Annotated in this window: 14 protein-coding genes; 3 read left to right on the forward strand and 11 right to left on the reverse strand. The window is 68.6% G+C overall.

Annotation, left to right across the window (positions count from 1 at the left end; all coding sequences use genetic code 11):
• Nucleotides 1-192 precede the first annotated feature (192 nt).
• Nucleotides 193-1,020 (forward strand): pectate lyase, encoded by an 828-nt coding sequence (locus OP79_RS00495; protein WP_033317832.1) that lies wholly within the window; start codon nt 193-195, stop codon nt 1,018-1,020.
• A 30-nt stretch (nt 1,021-1,050) separates the two neighbouring features.
• The gene (locus OP79_RS00500) at nt 1,051-2,733 is read left to right on the forward strand and encodes a rhamnogalacturonan lyase B N-terminal domain-containing protein (RefSeq protein WP_033317833.1); all 1,683 of its coding nucleotides are present in this window, start codon (nt 1,051-1,053) and stop codon (nt 2,731-2,733) included.
• 116 nt (nt 2,734-2,849) lie between these two features.
• Here the strand turns inward: OP79_RS00500 and OP79_RS00505 are convergent, their stop codons facing one another.
• Entirely contained in the window at nt 2,850-4,010 is a 1,161-nt protein-coding gene (locus OP79_RS00505; protein ID WP_033317834.1) for a right-handed parallel beta-helix repeat-containing protein, read from the reverse strand.
• A 228-nt stretch (nt 4,011-4,238) separates the two neighbouring features.
• On the opposite strand from OP79_RS00505, the gene OP79_RS00510 reads away from it, so the two are divergent.
• Entirely contained in the window at nt 4,239-6,503 is a 2,265-nt protein-coding gene (locus tag OP79_RS00510) for a glycoside hydrolase family 43 protein (RefSeq protein WP_033317835.1), read from the forward strand.
• A 98-nt stretch (nt 6,504-6,601) separates the two neighbouring features.
• Here the strand turns inward: OP79_RS00510 and OP79_RS00515 are convergent, their stop codons facing one another.
• The 10 genes from OP79_RS00515 to OP79_RS00560 all read right to left on the reverse strand — a co-directional run bounded on the left by OP79_RS00515 (nt 6,602) and on the right by OP79_RS00560 (nt 19,854).
• The gene (locus tag OP79_RS00515) at nt 6,602-7,831 is read right to left on the reverse strand and encodes a dienelactone hydrolase family protein (RefSeq protein WP_033317836.1); all 1,230 of its coding nucleotides are present in this window, start codon (nt 7,829-7,831) and stop codon (nt 6,602-6,604) included.
• Nucleotides 7,815-8,945 (reverse strand): pectinesterase family protein, encoded by a 1,131-nt coding sequence (locus OP79_RS00520; protein WP_033317837.1) that lies wholly within the window; start codon nt 8,943-8,945, stop codon nt 7,815-7,817. Before OP79_RS00520 ends, OP79_RS00515 begins: the two co-directional genes overlap by 17 nt.
• Nucleotides 8,946-9,052: 107 nt before the next feature.
• Nucleotides 9,053-10,357: a pectate lyase family protein gene (locus tag OP79_RS00525; protein WP_033317838.1), complete on the reverse strand. Its 1,305-nt coding sequence runs from the start codon at nt 10,355-10,357 to the stop codon at nt 9,053-9,055.
• 165 nt (nt 10,358-10,522) lie between these two features.
• Nucleotides 10,523-11,323, reverse strand: a complete 801-nt coding sequence (locus OP79_RS00530; RefSeq protein WP_033317839.1) for a rhamnogalacturonan acetylesterase — start codon at nt 11,321-11,323, stop codon at nt 10,523-10,525.
• A 167-nt stretch (nt 11,324-11,490) separates the two neighbouring features.
• Complete coding sequence (locus OP79_RS00535; protein ID WP_033317840.1) at nt 11,491-12,852, reverse strand: ABC transporter substrate-binding protein; 1,362 nt, start codon at nt 12,850-12,852, stop codon at nt 11,491-11,493.
• A 56-nt stretch (nt 12,853-12,908) separates the two neighbouring features.
• On the reverse strand, nt 12,909-14,942 hold the full coding sequence (locus tag OP79_RS00540; protein WP_033317841.1) for a pectinesterase family protein: 2,034 nt from the start codon (nt 14,940-14,942) through the stop codon (nt 12,909-12,911).
• Between the two features lie 34 nt (nt 14,943-14,976).
• On the reverse strand, nt 14,977-16,530 hold the full coding sequence (locus tag OP79_RS00545; RefSeq protein ID WP_033317842.1) for a glycoside hydrolase family 43 protein: 1,554 nt from the start codon (nt 16,528-16,530) through the stop codon (nt 14,977-14,979).
• Nucleotides 16,527-17,369 carry a DUF6807 domain-containing protein gene (locus OP79_RS00550; protein WP_033317843.1) on the reverse strand — a complete coding sequence of 281 codons (843 nt, stop codon included), beginning with the start codon at nt 17,367-17,369 and terminating at the stop codon, nt 16,527-16,529. The genes OP79_RS00545 and OP79_RS00550 overlap by 4 nt, the downstream gene beginning before the upstream one ends.
• Nucleotides 17,366-18,541: a Gfo/Idh/MocA family protein gene (locus tag OP79_RS00555; protein WP_033317844.1), complete on the reverse strand. Its 1,176-nt coding sequence runs from the start codon at nt 18,539-18,541 to the stop codon at nt 17,366-17,368. The genes OP79_RS00550 and OP79_RS00555 overlap by 4 nt, the downstream gene beginning before the upstream one ends.
• A complete protein-coding gene (locus OP79_RS00560; RefSeq protein WP_033317845.1) occupies nt 18,538-19,854 on the reverse strand; it encodes a pectate lyase family protein in 1,317 nt (438 codons plus the stop codon). The genes OP79_RS00555 and OP79_RS00560 overlap by 4 nt, the downstream gene beginning before the upstream one ends.
• Nucleotides 19,855-19,860 lie beyond the last annotated feature (6 nt).

The following is a 19,860-nucleotide window of genomic DNA, read 5'->3' on the forward strand; positions in this document are numbered from 1 at the left end:
GGCGACTGACGACGGCTCATGACCGGCGGCTCATGACCGGCGGTTCATGACCGGCGGTTCATGACCGGCGGCTCGGAAAGCTCATAACGAGCGGTCGCTGCAAAAAAGTTCCGAGGACCGGCAACCCCTTCCTACCGGGTGGCAACCAGAGAGACGCAAGGTCTCTCCCCCCCCCCACTCAAGGAACGGGACATGAGTTCAGAAACACAGCAGCGCGCACGCCACCGCCGCAGGCTCAACCGGACACATGCCGTGATCGGCGGCGTGTCCGCGTTAGGCCTGACCGGAGCGGCAGTCTTCGCCAGCACCTTAATGTCGTCGGCGAACGCCGCGGCCCAGTGGCCGACCCCCAACGGCAGCGAGCCGGTCTCCAAGACGATCTCGGTGAGCGGTGTCCGGGACGGCGGCATGAAGCGCTTCTACGGCAGCGGCGATCTGGCCGGTGACGGTCAGGAAGAGGGCGGGGATCCGATCTTCGAGCTCGCGGACGGCGCGACGCTGAAGAACGTCGTCATCGGCAAGCCCGGTGCCGACGGCGTCCACTGCAAGGGCACCTGCACGCTGCAGAACGTCTGGTGGGAGGACGTCGGCGAGGACGCCGCCACCTTCCGCGGCGGCAACTCGGCCACCTTCATCGTCAAGGGCGGCGGCGCGAAGCACGCCGCCGACAAGGTCCTCCAGCACAACGGCGGCGGCAAGCTCGTCGTCTCGAACTTCGTGGTGGAGGACTTCAAGACCCTCTACCGCTCCTGCGGCAACTGCTCGACGCAGTACAAGCGCAGCGTGATCTTCAACGGCCTTCAGGTGACCGCTCCCGGCGGGCGTCTGGTCGGCATCAACAGCAACTACGGCGACTCCGCGGCCCTGCGCAAGGTCACGATCACCGGCGACAGCGGCAAGAAGATCGTGCCGTGCCAGAAGTACAAGGGCAACAACTCCGGTGACGAGCCTCAGGAAGCGGGCTCGGACGCCGACGGCACGCACTGCAACTACAAGCCATCGGACATCACGTACAAGTAGCCACGTGATCCAGCACCTGGAGCACCACTCTTGAGCACGCACAGAAAGCACCTCACCCGTCGTCGGCTGCTTGCCGCGTCCGCCGTGGGCGTGGCCGGTTCCGGCGCGGCGGTCGCGGCCGGCACCGGGTTGCTCTCCTCGGCGTCGGCCGCGACCTTCGGTCACTCCGACGACGGCAAGAACCATGTGATCGACACGGGCGCCTCCCTCGTCTTCAAGGTCTCCAAGTCGACCGGCGATCTGACCTCGCTGGTCTACAAGGGCAAGGAGTACGAGGGCTACGGCGGCAGGCACTCGCACGTGGAGTCGGGGCTCGGCTCGTCGACCGTGACCATCAAGCAGTCCGGGAACACGATCCTGGTCAGCGTGGTGCACGGCACGCTCAAGCACTACTACGCGGCGCGCAAGGGCCAGAACAACGTCTTCATGTGGACGAACAAGGCCGACACGTCGTTCACGGCGACCCGCTACATCGCCCGGATCAAGGCGGGGATCTTCCCGAACGAGGGCCCGGACTCCTGGGTGGAGGCCTCCGACACGATCATCGAGGCGGGCGACGTCTGGAAGAAGTCGAACGGCCAGACCCGCTCCAAGCACTACTCGGGCGTGCGGGTCATGGACTACGACTACATCGGCTACACCACCGGCTCGGTGGGGCTCTGGATGGTCCGCTCCAACCACGAGAAGGCGTCGGGCGGCCCGTTCTACCGCTCGCTGCTGCGCCACTCGAACGACGGCGGCGTGGGCCTGTACGAGATCCTGCACTACAACCAGTCGCAGACCGAGGCGATGCGCTTCGGTCTGCAGGGTCCGTACGTCCTGTCCTTCACCGACGGTGGTACGCCGGCGTCGTCGCTGTTCGCGAAGAACCTCGACACCTCGTGGGTGGACGGCCTCGGCATCTCCGGCTGGGTCGGCAAGGCCGGCCGCGGCAAGGTGTCGGGCGTCGGTCTGAAGGGCATGGACGCCGACCACGCGTACACCGTGGGCTTCGCCAACGACGACGCGCAGTACTGGACGAAGGCCGCTTCGGGCACGGGTGCTTTCAGTTGCGCGGGCATGCTGCCGGGGACGTACACGCTCACCGTCTTCAAGGGCGAACTGGCCGTGCACACCCGTGAGGCGAAGGTGACGGCGGGCGGTACCACCGCCCTCAACTCCCTCACCGTCAGCGGCGACCCGAGCAGCGCCGACACGATCTGGCGGCTCGGGAACTGGGACGGTACGCCCGGCGAGTTCAAGAACGCCAAGCTGATGACGTACGCGCATCCGTCCGACGTGCGCGCGTCGAAGTGGACGGGCAACGTCACCATCGGCAGCGGTGACGCGGCCGCGTCGTTCCCGGCGTACATGTGGAAGGACGTCAACGACGGCATCCTCGTCTACTTCAAGCTGACCGCCGCCCAGGCCGCCGCAGCGCACACCCTGCGCATCGGCGTGACCACCGCCCTCATCAACGGGCGTCCGCGCGTGACGGTCAACGACTGGGTGTCGGCGATCCCTTCGGCGCCGTCGCAGCCCTCGACACGGTCCCTGACGACGGGCTCGTACCGGGGCAACAACCACACGTTCACGTACAACGTGCCGACGAGCGCGTGGAAGTCGGACACCAGTCAGTACAACGTGCTGAAGCTGAACATCGTCAGCGGCTCTTCTGGAACCGGGTTCCTCAGCCCGGGCACGTCGTTCGACTGCATGGATCTGCTGGCCTGAGCCACCCCCACGCGGGCCAGTAGCAAGAGGAACGCCCCCGCCGGACTTGGGAGGTCTCGGCGGGGGCGTTCTCATGGGCCGTGGGGGGAGATGGGCCCGTGGGGGGAGCGGGAGGATCAGTTCATCGTCGAACCGATGGTGGTGGAGCCCGTCGTCAGGAACGTCGTCGCGGGCAGCGAGCCGTTCGGCTTGCGGGCGCCGTACGCGGTGGACGCCTTCGTGGACTTGAGGGCCGGGGTGGCGATGCCCTTGTCCCAGTTGTTGCCCGCGGAGACGGTGGACGGGCCGAGCTTGCTCAGACCGCCCTTGTTGCGCACCGCGAGGTTCTTGCCGAGCCGGGCCTTGCCGGTGGCGAAGTAGTAGCCCGAGCCCGCGTTGGCGTAGGCGGTGTTGCGGTTCAGGCTCATGGCACCGGTGTTGGAGTTCTCGGTGAAGCCGTGCTTCGTGTTGTTCCAGGCCGCGTTGTGGGTGACGACGTGGGCGACCGAGGCGCCTCCGCCACCGAGCTTGAAGCCGTTGCCGTTGCCCTCGAAGTCCGGGTCCTTCCAGCGGTTCCCGCCGTTTCCGTACGCCCAGGAGTGCTCGATGGTGACCGGGCTGGAGAACTGCCACAGGTCGAGGCCGTCGTCGGAGTTGTTGTAGAGGCGGGCGCCGGTGATCTTGTTGCCGGTGCCGGAGCCGAACTTGACGGCGATCCCGTCGGCGTTCTGACCGTGGCCCGACGGGTCGTAGTTGCCGTGACTGTCCAGGTTCCGCACGAGGTTGTTCGTGGTGCCGTCGCCGCGCAGGGTGAAGCCGGAGTCGCCGTTGTTCGCGGTGACGAGGTTCTTGAACACTCCGCCGACGGAGGAGGTGGCGACGAAGCCCTGAGCCGGCGAGTTCTGCCAGGTGATGTTCTGGACGGTCCAGTAGTCGCCGTAGATCCCGGCCAGCCAGGAGCCGTCGGGCAGCTTCGAGCCGTCGATCCGCACCTTCGCCCCAGGAGCGGCCTTGAGGGTGATACGGGCCGAACTGGTGCCGTTCACCGAGGACTTGAGGGTTCGCTTCGGGTAGTACGTGCCGCCGCGCACCTGGATGACGGTGCCGGCCGTGGCGGTCTTGACGGCGGCTTCCAGCTGAACGGTGCTGGACACGGTGACCGTCTTGGTGGGGGCGGCGGCGCTGGCTCCGTCCTCCGAGAGGCCGAGGTGAACGCCGCCCGCCCCCGCGGCGACGGCCACCGCTGCGGCGATGGAGATAGTGCGGGTCCTGCGGTGGCGTCCAGTGCTCTGAAGCACGGGGCGTTCCTTTCCTGGAGGTTAGGGACGAGAGGCGGGCCGAGGGCTCACCTCTGTACACCCAGGTCGCCGCCATGGCCGGAAAAGGTTGCCGGGCCCACGCGAAAAGCAATCGAAACTTTCGATCACCCCGGTCCCGGTCGCACCGATTGACGCACCGTCCCCCACTGGTGAAACTCCAGGGCAGTTCAGCCCAACAGAAACCACCAGACTCCCACAGGATGTGTCATGCGACCCCGCACCGCCCGCACGCTCCTGACGTCCCTGACAGCGCTGCTCGCCCTGTTCCTGAGCCTGCTGGCAGCCCCGCCGAGTCCAGCACAATCCGGAGCACAGCCCGCCGGCGAAGCGGAGAGAGCCATGCAGAAGGCCAAGCCGAAGTACGCGGGCTATCTCTTCGCGTACTTCACCGGTGAGGGCACGGCCGACGGCGAGCAGATCCGCTATGCCCTCAGCCGCGGCAACGACCCGCTGCACTGGCGGGAGCTGAACGCCGGAAAGCCGGTGCTCACCTCCACCATCGGCGAGAAGGGCCTGCGGGACCCGTTCGTGATCCGCGCCCCCGAGGGCGACAAGTTCTACATGATCGCGACCGATCTGCGCATGTACCAGAACAGCAGCGGCAGTTGGGACGACGTCCAGCGCCACGGCAGCAAGTCCATCATGGTCTGGGAGTCCACGGACCTGGTGAACTGGACCGACCAGCGCCTGGTGAAGGTCTCCCCCGACAACGCGGGCAACACCTGGGCCCCTGAGGCCTATTGGGACGAGACGCTCGGCGAGTTCGTCGTCTTCTGGGCCTCGAAGCTGTACGCCGACGACGACCCGGACCACACGGGCTCGACGTACAACAAAATGATGTACGCGACCACGAAGGACTTCCGCACCTTCAGCGAGCCCAAGGTCTGGAACGACCCCGGCTACTCGGTCATCGACTCAACGGTCGTACAGCACAAGGGCACTTACTACCGCTACACCAAGGACGAGCGCGACCCGAACTCCTCCAGCCCCTGCGCGAAGTTCATCACCGGTGAGAAGTCGAGGACGCTGACCTCCACGAAGTACGACTTCGTCGCGGACTGCATCGGCAACGGGGCGATGGACCGCGGTGAGGGCCCGACGGTGTTCAAGTCCAACACCGAGGAGAAGTGGTACCTGTTCATCGACGAGTACGGCGGCCGGGGCTACCTCCCCTTCGAGACCACCGACCTCGACTCGGGCAAGTGGACCCCGTCGCAGAACTACCAGCTCCCCACCAGCCCGCGGCACGGCACGGTCATGCCGGTGACGCAGAAGGAGTACGACCGGCTGCTGGCCGCGTATCCCGCGAGCCCCACCTCGATCGTGGACGTGACGGCGAAGGACCAGGAGGGCTACGCGATCGTCACGGAGGCCGCGAACAAGGTCGTCCTGCCGATGGAGCCGGACGTCAATGAAGCAGCCCTCAGGCGCCTTGCGCCGAAGCTGGCGATCGGCGCGGGCGCCAAGGTCAGCCCGGCCTCGGGCACGCGCCGCGACTTCCGCAAGCCGCAGACGTACACCGTGACGGCGGCGGACGGGACGAGCCGCAAGTGGACGGTGGAGGCGGTGCCTACGCGCAGTCCCGTCCTGCCCGGCCTTTACGCGGACCCCGACGTCAAGTACATGAACGGCCGTTACTGGATCTACCCGACGACGGACGGCTTCCCCGGCTGGAGCGGGACCAAGTTCAAGGCCTTCTCATCAAAGGACCTGGTGCACTGGAAGGACCACGGCGAGATCCTCGACCTGGGCCCTGACGTGTCCTGGGCCGATAAGAACGCCTGGGCGCCGGCGATCGCGGAGCGCGACGGCAAGTACTACTTCTACTTCTGTGCCGAGCAGCAGATCGGCGTCGCGGTCGCGGACTCCCCCGCCGGCCCGTTCAAGGACGCGCTGGGCAAGCCGCTGGTCGCGAAGGGGGGCCAGTTCCAGGGCCAGATGATCGATCCCTCGGTCTTCACGGACGACGACGGGAAGTCGTATCTGTACTGGGGCAACGGTCGCGGCTATGTCGTCCCGCTGAACGACGACATGGTGTCGTTCGACGCGACCAAGGTGCAGGACATCACCCCGGACAACTTCCGCGAAGGCGCCTTCGTGGTGAAGCGGAAGGGCACGTACTACTACATGTGGTCCGAGGACGACACGCGCAGCGAGAACTACCACGTCGCGTACGCCACCGGCCCGTCCCCGCTCGGCCCCTGGACCAAGAAGGGCACGATCCTCTCCAAGCGCCCGGAGTACGGCATCAAGGCCACCGGCCACCACTCGGTGGTGAACGCCCCCGGCACGGACGACTGGTACATGGTCTACCACCGCTTCGCGCTGAACGGCCCCGGCAAGTCGGGCGGAGACGGCACACACCGCGAGACGACGATCGACCGCATGGAGTTCGCGGCGGACGGCACGATCAAGCCGGTGGTACCGACGCTGGAGTCGATCGCGCCCCTAAGGAGGCCGCAGGCCTCTTAGGGGCGCGGGGCTGTATCAATGTGCGGCTCCGCCGCGCGGGCGCGACCAGCCACAACGGACCCGCAGCTTCGAACCGGCCCTCCTAGCGGAACGCTTCGTCACAGGACCTCGTCCAGCCACGCGTAAACGTCGTCCTGCATACGCGAGTTGAAGACGTGGCCCACCTCGGGCCACGTCTTCAACCGCAACCGCGACTCGGCCCGGCAAGCGCGCCAAACGAGGCGCAGCTTGCCATAAGCCACCCGCACCCCCTCCGGGGGAAACAGCGTGTCCAAGCCGCCATTGAAGAACAGCATCGGCTTCGGGGCCGCGATGCTCGCCACATCCGGGATGTCGAGATGCCGGGCGAGCCCGGGGTGGAGCATGTGGAACGCGGACTGGCCGCGCAGGGTGTTGTTGCCGGGCACCATCATCTCCTTGAGCCCGGTCATCCAGCACACGCTCACCCCGGCCGCGATGTCGTCGCTGAGCGCGGCGGTCTGCCAGGCCCGGTAGGCCCCCATGGAGAAGCCGAGGGCCGCGACGCGCCGCCGGTCCACACGGTCGAGGCCGGCCAGGAAACGGGCGGCGCGTACGTCCTCGCGGGCCATGAGCCCGGCGGGGGACGAACCGAGGTTGTACAAGTTGCTTGCGAGCGCCTGCTGTTGCTCGTAGACGAGGGGGCCGCGGTCGCCCCAGCCGAGGGCGTCCACGGCGAGTACGACGTACCCGCGCCGGGCCAGCTCGTCACCGGCGAACCGCCCGCTGAAGCAGCGGTCCGCCCACTCCAGCGCGGACGGCAACCGGGCCTCGCCGTCGTACCAGGGCCTGACCAGCTTCTCCTTCCCGATGTCGAACTTCGAGCCGTGGTCGTGGAGGAGCAGCACGGCGGGGAAGGGGCCGGTGCCGTGCGGGGTGAGCAGGGCGCCGCGCACCCGGCCGTACCGGGTGAGGCCGAAGGTGACGAGCTCGCGCGTATACCCGTCGGCCTCGGCGCGATCGCCGAACTCGGGCGCGTACGCGGTGTCGTCGCGACCGGCGACAAGCAGTTCCTCGACCTTGGCGCGGGCGGTGCGGCGCCAGACGCGGAAGTCTCGGATCGGGGAGTTGTCCCAGGCGAGGGGGAAGCGGAGCTCGTCCTTGAGGGCGAGGTAGAAGTCGGGGAGGTTGCCTTCGACGATGCCGCCTGCTGTGCCTGTCGCCCCTGTGTCTGCCGCCGCCGCGCCGGCCGGTGGCTCGGCGGCGACGGCGGGCCCCGGCATACCGGACTGTGCGGCCCACAGCGCGGCGCCCGCTCCCGCGACGAAGGCCCGCCTCCCGACCGGAGCCCGGTCAGCGTCGCCGCTCATAGGGCCTCCAGTCCCCGAGGTACGTCTCACGGGTGTGCAACCCGGCTTCAACCTCGGTCAGTTGAGGCCGGTTCTCCGGAACAAGGGTCTTGGCGCCGGGTCCCGTGTTGCGGTACTCGGCGAACCGCTGGTCCTGCCAGGGGAAGCCGGAGGACATGTTGGTGTACGGCACGGCCGCGTCGATGCCCGGGCCCATCCAGGTGTCGCGGACCACGAGGGCAGGCCGGGCCGTGGTGTCGGAACTCGGCACCCAGGGCCGGGCCAGCTTGTACGCCCCGTCCTCCGCGCCGCTGGTGATACGGCACTTCACGGCCAGGTAGCCGTACGGGTTGGCACCGGCCGTGGACGGCGCGAACACCATGCCCTTGGGCGTGAAGTCGACGTCCCGGTCCAGCGTGTGGAAGCGGCAGTGCTCGTACACGGCGGTGGCCCGACCGAAGACGAAGTCGACGTCACCCTCGGCGTAGCAGTGCGCGAAGTACTGGCGGGCGAAGAGCGAGAGGTTCAGCGAGTCCGCGTACAGCGTGTCCTGGTGGCCCAGGAACCGGCAGTGGAAGAACGCCGAACGGTCGCCCATCACCTTGACGGCGACCGCCTGTGTCCCGGTGATCTCCGGGTGGTCCGCGCGCAGCCAGTCATTGGCGAAGGTGATCCAGCGGGCAGTGAGGTCAGCCGCTTGCAGGGTGGTGGTGGCGGAGCCCGAAGTGCCGTATGTACCGGATCCGTCGGGCTTCATCGTGCCCGCCGCGTTGTCGTAGACGATCACGACGTCACGGGGGTTCTCGCTGGCTCCGACAAGGGTCAGCCCGGCACTGACCGCGGGGACCTTGACGATCTCCCGGTACGTTCCCGGGGCGATGACCAGCGTGTATCCGGCACCGGAGGCGGCGTCCACGGCTGCTTGGACGGTGGTGAAGTCCCCGGCTCCGCCCGGGTGGACATACAGGGTCTTCGGGGTGCGGCGGGCGGCCGGTGACCCGTACCGGCCGAACGGGCGCTTTCTGCCGTCGGCCCGAGCAGGAGCCGCCGTGAGGGCGAGGGCGGCGCCCGTTCCGGCGGCCGCAAGGAGGAAGCTCCTTCTGGACAGCGGGAGTTGGACATAAGGCGCGGGCATACGGGTGCTCCTTCGATGTACGGCTCGTGTGGGGGCGGGCCGGGGCCGCCCCCCACCCCACGGTGACGGTGCGGTGCGGGCGGCCCCGGCCGCTTCTTCCGGGAACGTCAGCGGATGCGTCCCGCACCCGCGCCGTGGCCGACGATCCCCGGCACGGCCCGAGGCGAGTCGACCTTCTTGCGCAGCGTCGGCGTCCAGCCGGCGCCCCGCTGCAGCGTCTCCTCGGGGATCTCCGCGTTGTGCACGGCGATCAGGTCCGTCAGCGTCCCGTTGACGTAGTTCTTCTCGGCGGTCAGCGGGGACTCGTTCCACTTCTTCAGCGCCTTGCCGACACTGGTGCCGGGCGGCAGCGAGAGCGCGTTGTGGCTGGCGTACAGCTGCGAGTTGATGCCGACACCGAAGACGTAGTAGTCGTCCTTCTGGTCCTCGTTCACCACGTAGTGGTTGTTGTAGACGTCGACCTGTCCGAACCGCACACGCGGAGAGCGCTGGAGGATTCCGTCGAAGCGGTTGTGGTGCATGGTGACCTTGAGCTTGCCGGCGTCGATGGCGGCGAGGCCGTCGCCGTTCCCGATCAGCATGTTCTTGTCGTGGTCCTGGAAGCGGTTCCAGGACACGGTCACGTAGTTGGAGCCGCGCACGATGTCCGTCAGCCCGTCGTGCTGCTGGAAGACCTTGCCGAAGTAGACCGGCCGCTCGCTGTCGGGGTAGCGCCCGTCGGTGAACGTGTTGTGGTCGAGCCACACGTGGTCGGTGCCGTAGACGACCACGGCGTCGTACTCGGAGTTCCAGTTGCCGGTCTTGTTGTCGTCGGTCGGGTCCCACTTCGGGAAGCAGTCGAGCGGGGCCTCGATGGTGAGGTTGCGCATGATGACGTTCGAGACGCCCTTGATCTGGAGGCTGCCGCCGAGGATGCCGGAGTTCTTGCCGACGCCGACGATGGTGGTGTTGCTGGGGATGTTGGCCTTGATCTCCGAGTCCTGGTTGGCGGCGGACGCGACCCGCGCGTCCTCCTGCGGACCGCTGGCGACCTCGTCGTTGCCCCAGACGGCCGGGTCGTAGTCCTTGAGGTACTGCTGGAGGTCGTAGCCGCCGGTGACGAAGGCCTCGCAGCCCTCGGAGACGGCGTCGATCATGCCGTTGACCTTGATGATCTTGGGCGCGTCACCACCGGCTTTCAGCGCGGCCTTGAACTCGGCCCAGGTGGTGACGGTGTAGACGTGCGCGGCGTCGGCGGCGGATCCACCGGTGGTGCCGACGCCCTCCGAGCCCCACCCGTCGCCGGCGGCGAGGGTCTCGCGACCGAGGTCGCGGGGCTTGGCCTGGGCGGTGGGGCCGGTGAGGGTGAGAACGAGGGCGGTACAGCCGACGACAGCGGTAATGGCATGGGCATGCCAGTTACGGGTGCGCATGGGTACGGGTTCCTTCCAAAGTGCGGGTACGGGGGCGCCCCTTTAGGGGCGCGGGGCTGGGTCAATATGCGGCTCCGCCGCGCGGGCGCGACCAGCCACAACGGGCCCGCAGTCGCGACACGGCTGTCACCTCCCACCCCCTGGCGGGGGCCTGGGGCGCAGCCCCTACACGTTGGGCCACGTAATCCAAGACTCCGGAATCTCGTCGTCCAAGCGACGAGCGTCACGCGGCGCCAGCACCCGGCGGTGCAGCAACTCCCCCGCGATCAGCCGGGCCACGGCAATCGCACCCGGAGGGTTGAAGTGCGTGTTGTCCTGCTCGGAAGCGGTCCAGTTGAAGTACTTCTTCGTCTCCTCGACGCCGAGCTTCTGCCACAGCGCCAGCGACAACGCCTCGATGTCGAGCAGAGCGACGCCCTCCTGGGCGCCGAAAGCCCGCATCGACGCCGGATAGTCGCCGTGCGTGCGCACGGTGTTCCCGTCGGCGTCGAACCTCCTGCGCTCCACGGAGGTGGCGAGCACGGGCCGGGCACCGCGGGCCCGCGCCCCGTCGACGTACTGACGGAGGTAGTCCTGGTATGTCGTCCAGGGCTCGGTGTACCGCGCGGGGTCGGCGGTCTTCGAGTCGTTGTGACCGAACTGCACGAGAAGGAGGTCGCCGGGCCGGATCGCCCCGAGGATGACATCAAGGCGCCCCTCGTCGACGAAGCTCTTCGAACTGCGGCCGTTCACCGCGTGGTTGGCGACCTGTAGGTCACGGCGCAGAAAGAACGGGAGGGCCATACCCCACCCGGTCTCGGGCGCGGCGTCGGCGTACTTCTGAGCGGCGGTGGAGTCACCGGCGATGAAGAGGGTCCGCCCGGCACCACGTTTTGGCGTAGCGGCGACGGCGGGCCCGCTCGCGGCGACGGCGAGCGGAACGGCTGCAAGAGCAGCCGTACTGACCTGTCTACGGGTGAGCGACACGACGGTGTGCCTTTCTCAACAGGCGTGCGGGACAGGAACGTTCAGCGGTGCCTTTCAACGTGGGGGGGCTACCCCGCGCCCCAAAGGGGCGCGGGGAACTGCGCGACCAGCCACAACGGACCCGCAGTCAAATAACGGCCCAACCGGCGGAGCCGTCCGCGGAGCGCTTAGCCCTTCTGCTCGTTCCACTCCGCCTGCGCCTCATTGAGCTGCTTGGCGAACGTGTCCAGGAAGTCCTTGGCACTCGTGTCCCCGTTCATCACCTTCTGGAACGCGGGCTCGTTGTCGGCCTTGCTGAGGTTGTTCCAGTCCGGCAGGTAGTACGGCAGCTGAACGATGGTCGTGGAACCGTCACTGAGCGCGTCGGCCGCGAGCTTGGTCGGCTCGGCCTCGGAGACCCACGCGTCCTTCGCGGCATCGGTGTTGGCCGGCACCTGCCCCGCCGACTGGTTGAACTTGGAGTTCTCCGCGTGCGAGGTGGCGAACTCGATGAACTTCCAGGCGGCTTCCTTGTTCTTGGAGCTCTTGAACAGGCCGAGGCCGTCGACCGGGTTGGAGACCTGGACCCGCTTGCCGCCGGGCCCGATCGGCTGCGGGATGCCCCGGAACTTCTCGACGCCGAACGCCTTCACGTGGTCCTGGTAGGAACCCAGGTTGTGGTTCAGCATGCCGATGGTGCCGGAGTCGAACTGGGAGACCATCTTGGTGAAGTCGTTGTTGAGGTCGGCGGCCGGAGTGACCTTCTTGTAGAGGCCGACGTACTTCTCCAGCGCCTCCACGTTCTTCGGGTCGTTGACCGTGGTCTTCTCACCGCTGGAGTCCCAGAAGGACGTGATGCCGGACTGCCCGTACATCGCGTCCAGCGCCTGGGCGATGGACCCGGCACCACCACGGATGGTGTAGCCGAACTCGTTCTTGCCCTTGTTGGTGAGCTTCTCCGCGGCCTCGTAGAACTTGTCCCAGGTGCTCGGCTCGTCCAGGCCCGCCTTCTCGAACAGGTCGGTCCGGTAGTAGAGGACACCGTTGTTGGCGGAGGTCGGGATCGAGTACAGCTTGTCGTCGTCACCGCCGGCGGACTTCAGCGACTTGACCATGTCCTCGTTGAGCTTGCCGTTGAGGGAGGACTTGCCGAGGCGGTCGTCCAGCGGCTCCAGCGCGTTCTGGGCGGCGAAACCGGCGAGCATCGCCGCGCCGGCGCCGCCGACGTCCGGCAGGCCGCCGCCCTGGATCGAGGTGTCGACCTTGGACTGGTACTCGGTGGCGGCGACCCCGACGTACTCGACCTTGATGTCCGGGTTGGCCTTCTCGAAGTCGGCGATGATCTCCTTCCAGATGTCGGTGCGGACACCGCCGTTGTTGTCCCAGAAGACGATCTCGCCCTTGCCGCTGCCCTCTTCACCCTTGTCGCCCGCTGCCCCGCTGCCGTCGTCACCGCAGGCGGTGGCGGTCAGCGCGAGCACGGCGCTCAGGGCGACGACGGCGGCCGAACGGCGCCCGCCTGTGCTGCTCCGGTGAATGCTGATCTTCATTGGTCGGCTCTCTTCTTCTTCTGGATCCAGCGAGGGTTGCAGTGACGCTGTGGGGGTCAGTGGCGGGCGTGGGGTGCCCAGTTGTCGGTCCCGGCGAGGTAGTCGGCGACCGTGTGCGTGGCCGCTTCCTCGCCCGGCATCTGCGGCCGGTCGACGTTGACCGTCGCGCCCGGGCCGTATGTGCGGTACTCGGTGAAGCGCGCGTCCTTCCACGAGAAGCCGCCCATGTCGGTCCACGGTGAGGACTTGATGGCGGCGGGCAACTCGGTGTCCCGGAACAGGACTTGAGCGATCGCGTTCGGCTCGCCGCCCGGGTGCCAGGGCCTGCCGAGGTGGAAAGACCCGGCGGGCGCGTCGCTGACGACCTTCGACCTGGTGATCAGGAACCCGTACGGGTTGTCCTTCCAAGTCGAAGCGGCCGTGATGTAGCCGTTGTTGGTGGTGGAGCCGCGGGTGAGTGCCTTGATGACGGAGCGTTCGATGACGGTGGTCGCGCGTCCGTAGATGAAGTCGACGTCGCCCTCGATGTACGAGTCGCGGACGTAGACCCGGCTGATGACGTCGAGCTTGGGGCTGTCGGTCATCAGGGTGTCCTGGTTGCCCAGGAAGGCCGTGTCCTCGAAGACGATCCGGTCGCCCGTCGTCTTCATCGCCAGGGCCTGCTCGGCGCCGTACTCGTACGCGGCCTCGTCGAAGTCGTTGCTGAAGGTGAGGTTGCGCGCCGTGACGTCGCTCGCGGCGATCCGCACGGTGGCGCTCCCGGTGGAGCCGCCGAACTGGGCGGGTGTGTCGAAGACGATGACGGTGTCGGAGCGGTCCTGTCCAGTCCCCTGGAGCACCACGTTCGGCTTGGCGGCGGGGATGAGCACCTTCTCCCGGTACGTGCCGGGCGCGATCCGGATCGTCACGGTGGAGTCGTTGCCGTCGGGCACGGCGTCCACGGCGGCCTGGACGGTCGGGTAGTCGGCGGGGACGTTCAGGACGGTGTCGGTGCCGAGCTTCTTCTGCGGTCCGGAGAACTTCGACACGAGCGCGGGGACGGCCGCCGCCGGGTGGAGCTCGTACTTGTAGAGGTCCCGCGGCTCGAAGGCCGCGCCCCACGCCTCCTGCCGCCCGCTGGTGTTCTTCAGGATCGATCCGCGCTGCACCAACTCGGCGGTGGTGTCGGCCTGGTAGGGGTGCTGGACGTCCTTGTAGTAGCTGTTCTCGATGACCATCTTCGTCTGGCCGCGCGACCAGTTGCCGTACGTCCACACCGGGTCGCCCGGATCGGCCTGCGCGGTCAGGTAGTTGTTGTAGAGGTGTGCGTAGGCGCAGTTGTCGGCGGACGGGTTGCGTTGCTTCGTACCGCTGAACAGGTTGTGGTCGATGGTGATCTGCGTCTTGACGTTCGTCGTCCAGCCGATGCCGAAGGTCTTGTTGTTGTTCTCGAAGCGGTTGTAGGAGACGGTGACGTACTCGCTGTCCTTGCGGACGTCGAGTTGGCCGTCGCAGATCCGCGAGAAGCGGTTGTGGTCGATCCAGACGTGGTGGACGGTGTCCATCTGGATGCCGTCGAAGTCGGTGTCCTTGCAGTCCCAGTTGCCTTCGACGTACGAGTCGCGGATCGTCAGGTTGCGGATGATCACGTTGTGGGTGCCGGGCTTGAGGTTCAGCTCGCCCTGGACGAGCTCCCCCGCGGTGCCGACGCCGATGATGGTCTTGTCCGAGGCGACGACGACGTTCGCGCCGAACGGCTCGGCCTTGATCGTCCCGGCGACCCGGATGACGTACGGCTCCTCGGCCGCCGCGTACCGTTCCAGGTCGGCCTGGGTGGTCACGGTGACGACCTTGCCGCCGGCGCCTCCCGTCGTACCGCCGTCGAGGGAGGCGAAACCGTGGGCCTTGTCGGTCCAGCGAGGCGCTGCCATGCCACTGGTCGTCGCATCGGTCGCGGCTTCGGTCACCGCGTCGGTCGCGGCTTCGGCCGGGGCGAGGGCTCCCAGCCCCAGCGAGGCCACCAGGGCTGCGACCGTGACCAGGGCCTTGCCCAGGCCCGGTCTCGATCCCGGTTCCGGGCCCGGCAAGCGCTTGCTACGGAGGTGCGTCATTGCGGCTCCCAACAGGCGTACACGTGAAGTGAGTTCAGGAAGTCGGTCGTGCGGTGATGCGGAACTGCGTGAACGTGGCCGCGCCGGCGTGTCCCCCGCCGGTCGGCGCGAGTGCGAACAGGCCGAGCAGGGCGCCGACCCAGCGCCAGGGCGTGGCGGTGAAGACCGGCCCGGAGGGCTGCCACCCCTCCCCCACGTCGCAGAAGAAGCGGCAGCGCGCCCCCTCGCCGAGTTCGATCCGCAGCCGCGCCCGTCCCTCGGGAGCGAGCCGTGGATGCGCGGCGTCCCGCTCCCGCTCGGCGACGGACTCGGCGAACCGGTGCACGAGATGCACCATCCCGTCGGCGCCCCGCTGGAGCCCGATCCAGCTGAACGCGTCGCCGAGTACGGCGAGTCCGGCCCGGGCGCCCGGCGCCTCGCCGGACAGGGCGAGTTCGACCTCGACGGTGGCGGGGGTCCCCGGCAGCCGTTGCGTGAGCACGTTCGGCAGCTTGCGCAGATCGTGCGCGTCGGCCGTCCGTACGCAGGTCAGTCGTAGCCCGTCGCCCGCGTGCCAAGTCGCCCAGCCGTCCTGCGGGTTGGCGGTCCACTGCCACTGGCGTCCGAAGCGTCCGCCGGGGAAGTCGTCGTCGGTGGCAGGCGCGGACGGTGGCTGAGATGGTAGGTCGGGCTTCTTGTGTACGTCGACGGGGGCGCCCTCGTCGCCCAGTACGGGCCAGCCGTCCGCACCCCAGCGCATCGGCTGGAGGTGGACGACCCTCCCGTACGCGCCCTTCTCCTGGAAGTGGACGAACCAGTCCTCGCCCACTGGGGTGCGCACCCAGCCGCCCTGGTGGGGGCCGTTGACGTCGGTGTCGCCCTGCTCCAGCACGATCCGCTCCTCGTACGGCCCGAAGAAGCCGCGTGAGCGGAAGGCGCCCTGCCAGCCGGTCGTCACTCCCCCGGCGGGGGCGAAGATCCAGAACCAGCCGTCGTGTCGGTACAGCTTCGGCCCTTCGAGGGTGAACCAGCCGGGGATGCGGTCGCCGTCGACGATCACCTTGCCCTCGTCGAGCAGGCCGGTGGCGTCGGGCCGCATGCGGTGGCCGGTGAGCCGGTTCTTGATGCCGGAGCGGGACTTGGCCCAGGCGTGCACGAGATATGCCTCGCCGGTCTCTTCGTCCCACAGGGGGCAGGCGTCGATGAGTCCCTTGCCCTCCTTGAGCAGGTGGGGGCGGGTCCAAGGGCCGCGTATCTCGGGGGCGTTGATCTGGTAGATGCCGTGGTCGGGGTCGCCCCAGAAGATCCAGAACCGGTCGTCGTGATGCCGTAAGGACGGCGCCCACACTCCGCAGTCGTGCCGGGGTGTCCTGAACTCCTTTGCCGGTTCGAGGAGTTGGAGGGCGTGTCCGACGAGGGTCCAGTTGACCAGGTCGCGGGAGTGCAGCAGCGGCAGGCCGGGGGCGCGGCCGAAGCTGGAGGCGGTCATGTAGTAGTCGTCGCCGACGCGGATCAGGTCGGGGTCGGACCAGTCGGCGTTCAGGACGGGGTTGCGGTAGGTCCCGTCGCCGAGGTCGGCGGTGAAGGCGGGTGCGCTCTGGCTGCTCATGGGCTCACCGCCTTGCGGACGAGGGCGGCCGTCTCGCCCCGGTCGAGGCGGCCGTCGGCGATGACGGTGACGATCCGGCGTACGACGGTGTCGCCTGCCGGGATGCGCAGGCGCTCGTCGTGGGCGAGGGACGAGCCGACGCCCGGGTACTCGGCGGTGCGCACGAACCACGGGTCGCGGCGGGTCTGTTCGGTGGCGCCGGCGAACACCAGGGTCCAGTTGGCGCCGGCGAGGGCGAGCCAGTCGGCGCGCCTGCCGTGCACCGCGTCCTCGCCCTCGGTGTCGTGGGTGAACACGGCGGGCGACTCGGCCTCCTTGCGGGCGCGCCAGAAGAAGCCGCCGTATGCCGCGCCGGGGCGTCCGTTCGTGGCCGGGCTGCCGATCGACAGGGGCCCGTCCGTGGTGTTGGTGAGCGAGAAGGTGAAGTCCAACGCCCAGGCGGCGTCGGTGAGTTCGGTGGCCGCGACGGTACGTCGCTCACGCAGCAGCTCGCCGCCCGCGGCCATCCAGCGCAGTTCCTCCACGAAGCCGTCCGGGTCGCTCAGCTGGAATCCCGCGTGCCGTTGGGCGCCGTGGTTGTCGAGCTCGGTGGGGCCCTGGTCGCGGACATAGGTGCGCCCGCCCCAGAAGTTGTGCCCCTCGACGTCGGGAACGGCGACACCGACGCCGAGGTGGTGTACGTGGTCGGCCGGGCTCAGCTCGGTGACGGCCGTGCCCGCCAGGGTGGTGACCGGGTGCAGATACGGACGCGGCGAGAGCTTCGGCGGCAGTTCGGGCCGGGTGATGTAACGGCCGACGGGGCGGCCCGCGATCCGCAGGACCAGGGAGTCGTCTCTCATGTGCTCACCTCGTTCGGGAGCGCCCAGGGGGCGCCCAGCTCGGAGTAGAGACTGAGGGTGTCGGCGGCGGCTCTGACGAGCGCGTCGATGCCGCGGACGACCCGGCGGTTCTCCTCGGGCAGCAGGTACCAGTCGTCCTCGGGGAGTGCGACGGGATCCGGTGCCTGCCGAATCGCTTCGACGACCCGCATGAACGCGCCCGTCGACTCGGGCGCGACCAGCAGCTCGGCTCGGCCTTCGAGGTGTTCGACCAGGTTCTCCAGCAGGTCGGTCCTGCCGTACTCGGTCTCCTCGGGGCCGCGCCCGGACCGCTGGAGGAGGACCCGGTCCTGCTTGTACCAGAAGGTGATCCGGCCGCTGGTGCCGTGCACGAGGACGTACGGCTCGTCGGGCCGTTCGGCGCACAGAGTGGCGGCGACGGTGACCCGTCGGCCGGCCGCGGTGGTGACGCGTACGCACGAGGTGTCGTCGGACTCGATGGCGTTGGCGCGCAGCAGTTCGGCCTCGATGGCGGTGATGTCCTCGGCGCGGGTGGCGCCGTCGAGTGCGAGGGCGGTGGCGACGGCGTGTGCGAGGGGGTTGGTCAGCGCGCCGTCGACGACGTCGGCGCCGTTCAGCGTGCGCCGTCCCGCCCAGGGCGCGCGACGGTAGTACTCCTCGGCGCGCGCCCAGGCACCGGCCGCCCCGATCCCCGTCACTTCGCCGATCGCGCCCTCGGCCACCAGCTCCCGGATGGCGGGCACGGCGCCCGAGCCGAGCGACTGGAACCCGATCTGGCACACCACCCCGGCCGTCGCGACCCCGTCGGCCATCCGGCGGAACTCGGCGTACGACGGCGCGGGCGGCTTCTCGAGGAGCAGGTGTACGCCCTTGTCGGCGGCGATCAGTGCCAGGTCGGTGTGGGTGTGGATCGGCGTGCAGATCACGGCGACCGCGGCACCGGTGGAGTCCAGCAGCGCCCCGAAGTCGGCGGACTGCTCCGGCAGTTGACCCGCGGCGGCGAAGGTGTCCAGCTCCTCCTCGGTGAGCGGCGTCAGCTCGCAGATCCCGGCGAGGCGTACGAGGCCCTTGTCCTGGAGGCGGCGGATGTTCTTCAGATGCCAGCTTCCGTGGCCGCGCGCGCCCGCGAGGACGATCGGCACGGGTGTGGTCATCGGCGCAGGTGTGGTCATGGGATCCTCCCCGCTCCCGCGCCGCGCGCCACCTCGCGGTCGGCCCGCTGGGCGGTGTCGATCTTTCCGTGCAGGGCGGGCTTCCAGCCGACGTCGGCGGTCAGGTCGCGTTCGCTGCCGGAGTTGTAGGCGTTGTTGATGGCGAGCAGGTCGACCGGGTAGCCGTTGAAGAGGCTTCCGGTGGCGTGCAGAGCGGTGCCGTTCCAGCTCTTCACCAGGTCGGCGGCCTCGATGTGGCCGGGTGTGGTGAAGGCGTTGTTCTCGGCGTAGATCGCGGACTCGGTGCCGACGCCCCAGGAGTAGCGGTAGTCGTGGGCGTCCTCGGGGACGACGTACCGGTTGTTGTAGGCGTGCACCTGGCCGAAGCGGACGCGCGGGGCGCGCTGCACGGCGGAGTCGAACTCGTTGTGGTGCAGGGTGACGCGGAGCTTGCCGCGGTCCCCGGTGGCCGTGTCACCGTTGCCGATGAGCATCGCCTTGTCGTGGTCGGCGAACCGGCTCCAGGAGACGGTCACCAGGTCGGAGGCGTTGGTGATGTCCAGTAGGCCGTCGTGGCGCAGGTAGTTACGGCCGAAGTAGGTGGGCTCGTCCTCGTCCGGGTGGCCCTTGTCGGAGGCCGTGACATGGTCGATCCACACGTGCGTGGCGCCGCGCAGCCACAGGGTGTCGTACGCGGTCTTCCAGTCACCGAGGCCGCCGGTGTTGGGCTGCCAGCCGGGGAAGCAGTCGTAGGCGTCGCGGAGTTCGAGGTTGCGGACGATGACGTTGTCCGCGCCGTTGATCTGGAGGCTGGCGCCCTTGAGCACCGCCTTGTCGCCGAGGCCGACGATGGTCGTGTTGGACCCGACGGCCAGCTCGACCCGCTCGGCCTGACGCGCGGCCGAAGCCTGCCGGGCCTCCTCCTGCGGGCCGCTCGGCTTGGCGGAGCCCCAGGTGCGTGGGTCGTAGGCGGCGAGGTACTTCTTCAGGTCGTAGCCGCCGGTCGCGTAGTCGTCGCAGTCCAGCCGCTTTCCCTTGTCGTCGGTGTTGGCGTCGATCGTCCCCGCGATCTTGATGATCTTCGGGGTCGCGCTGCCGCCGTCGAGGGCACGGACCAGCTCACTTCGGTTCCGTACGGTGAAGACGTGGGCGTCGTCGGCGGTGGAACCCCCCGTGGTACCACCGTCGGCCGCTGCCCAGCCGTCGTCCGGAGCCAGGGTGTCCCGGCTGATGTCACGCGTCTCGGCGTTCGCCGGCGCACCGAGGGCGGCCAACAGCCCGCAGGTGAGGGTGACTTGGAGGAGGCGGTGCCCTCTTCTCGTATGCGGCGGCAAGGTGCG

Origin of the sequence: Streptomyces yerevanensis (assembly GCF_000716805.1) — a bacterium.
GTDB lineage: Bacteria > Actinomycetota > Actinomycetes > Streptomycetales > Streptomycetaceae > Streptomyces > Streptomyces flaveus.